The organism is Acrocarpospora corrugata (assembly GCF_009687845.1).
GTDB lineage: Bacteria > Actinomycetota > Actinomycetes > Streptosporangiales > Streptosporangiaceae > Acrocarpospora > Acrocarpospora corrugata.
Window position 1 is genome coordinate 1 of sequence record NZ_BLAD01000167.1, and the last position, 2,595, is coordinate 2,595.

2 protein-coding genes are annotated in these 2,595 nt (G+C 62.5%); one reads left to right on the plus strand and one right to left on the minus strand.

Features of this window, described 5'->3' with window-relative positions; genetic code table 11:
- Positions 1-182 precede the first annotated feature (182 nt).
- Positions 183-1,220 (plus strand): hypothetical protein, encoded by a 1,038-nt coding sequence (locus tag Acor_RS41890; RefSeq protein WP_155342311.1) that lies wholly within the window; start codon positions 183-185, stop codon positions 1,218-1,220.
- Between the two features lie 376 nt (positions 1,221-1,596).
- On the opposite strand, the gene Acor_RS41895 is transcribed toward Acor_RS41890, so the two are convergent.
- On the minus strand, positions 1,597-2,250 hold the full coding sequence (locus Acor_RS41895) for a hypothetical protein (protein ID WP_155342312.1): 654 nt from the start codon (positions 2,248-2,250) through the stop codon (positions 1,597-1,599).
- Between the last annotated feature and the right edge of the window lie 345 nt (positions 2,251-2,595).

Sequence of the window (2,595 nt, forward strand, 5' to 3'; positions counted from 1 at the left end):
TAGGCATCAAGAGCACGACAGATTATCTCTAGCCGCAGTGCCATCGCCTCCTGAGCCGGATCTGTCACGCGGGTCCTGAGTCCTGACACATGTCGACTGACGCTCGGCCTGTCCCGGAACATGCTTGACAGGTTCGGCGGAGTGGATCTTGTCTGGCTTTCGCTGGTGGAAGAAGATGAACCGTGCTCGACCACGGTTTCAGAGTTACAAAGTACGACCCTCGGCTAAGGGACGGGCGCGGGGCCTTCATTGGAGATGACTGGACCTCCATCGGCGAGATCGGTCATACTTTCGACGGCCGGATCCTCACACGTGAGCGGTACGAGCAAGTGGAATCGGCGTACCTGACGGCAGCAGAGCTGTTCGCACGAGACTCCGGGGTTACCGAGCTGGCGGTGCGCACTCCGGCCGTACTCACAGCCGGCGTCAGCTCGGGGCTTCTCTTACCGAACTACGGTCCGGCAGTATCCGGCCTGTCCGCTGAAGAGTTCTACGACGGCCGCGAGGTACCGCTTCCGGTGGCGCTGGAAGTGGTGCGCGCCATGCTGCGCGAGGACGGTGTGTGGTGCCGTCTGGAGGCGCAAGACCGCTTCAGTCTCGCGGTCGGCTGGGACTACTACCTCTACATCGGCAGTCACCGACCGTGCCTTCAGGCTGTGGCCAAGGTGCGTCAGCTGGGCCTCTTCGTGGAAGAGGACCACACTTCGCCTTATGACTTAGACCTCCAGGAGCCGGTGCCGTACCGGCCGGCGGATGAGACATTCTGGGCGGAGGTGGGGCTCCTGTCCACTCAAACCGATGGGGCGGTGCCGCTGCTGGTGATGTGGGCCGGCAATGCGTGGCGCTGGCACTTGGTAACGCCTGGCAACGTAATGGACAGAGGCCGTGCCGCACTCAGGCCGCGCGCCCTGCTCACCGCCTTCATTGGGACGCCCGTGATGGTGAGCGACGACAGCATGAGCGAGATCGCAAAACGGGGTCAACGCCTGCTACACGCAGACTCCTCCGTCGCCGGCGTGATGTGCCTGATGGAGGACAAGTCAACCGGGCAGTTGCTCCACGATTACCTGCTGGACGACGACGATTTCTCTACCTGGCTCGAAACCGCACGACAAGCCGGTCGCTGCGAGATATATCCAGCCGATGCAGCTGATCAGCCTGGAGCGCTCGTCGCGGTTCTACCAGACTCGGACGGAATCGTCAGAGCTCGATGGGACTGACGCCAGCCCACGCCGTAATTGTTGAGTTTCCCTCGTTCTCCAGGGGAAACCTCAGGTACTGGGCCTACCTGGGACTGCGTTGATTTGACGGGCAAGCAACTACGGGATCTCCCGGCAGCTCACGCTGACGACGTTGCTGTTCACTGCTGTATAGAGACCGATAAAGCCCATTGCGGAGATCGCAATGGGTCTTTGAGCTGCGAAGCCGCCTTGGGGAATCGAAGGAAATCGCCGAGGACGAACCCGGCCGCAGACTCACCAAAGTGATCGACGCGCTCCGTGACCGTGAACTGCTGACCCGGGCACAGGACACCTTTGCCGAAACGACGCTGCGGCGCGTTGTCAGTTCTTAACCAGGGCTGTGACGGCCGTTCGATTACTGGAAGTCGCGGCGTGCTGCTGGGGATAGCAGGAGTCCCGCGACCACGATGAAGATCATTATGGCGAGCGCCGGCTGGATGACGGACATCCGCCACACGGGAATCTGGGCCATGGCCGCCCAGTCAGGGGCTCGTAGCTGAGGGACCAGTTCGGCCAGCAATCGTGAGGAGGCGGCGGCGCACGCGCAGACCGACACGACGACCGCGGTCCAGCGGGCGGTGGCCCGCCGGCGGAGGATGCCTACGGCGAGCGCGGCCAAGCTGACGATGAGGATGGCGACCAGTGGTAGTAGGGCCAGGACAAGGAGCCCATCCAGCCCGATGGCTTCGCGACGTGCCAATTCCAGAAAGACCGCCGACAACAATGCGCCGCCGATCAGAAAGGCTGCCGCCAAGGTGGTCGTCCAGGACGCCCGATGCTCCGTGTGTTCGGCGTGATGCGTGCTATGTCTGAGCAGATCTCGCGCGATTACGCCGACCAGGATACCGGCGGCGCCGCCGAAGAGAGCGCCGATAGTGGCCAGCCCACCCAGCCCCAGGCCGAAGATTTGCGACGTCGCGGGCCCGATGAAGGCTCCGGCCACCGCGCCCGGGGCGGCGGCCATCATGGTGTGCCGCAGACCCAAAGTATCGAGGTCCGCCGCCTTCAATACATTTTTCTCCATACCTTGAGAGTGCGAGACACGGGCTCCGCAGGCTATCCGTTCTTGTACTCAACCGATTGCAGGATTCAACTCAGCTTCGACCGTCTCAACCACCCATTTCGATCATCGCAATGGCCCTCTGAGCTGCGGAGCCGCCTTTGGGGGATCGAACCTCAGACCTTCTGTTTACAAGCGAGGGGCACCACCCAGGTCAGGCCCCTTAATGCCCTGCTCAGACGTCGTTTCCGGACAGTTCCCGTCACGCTACGAGAGGGGGCGTGCCGTATGGGTTGTACAGCAACCGGGTGGCGATTTCCGCCAGGGTGTGACCGCCTTCGGCAGGGACAATGA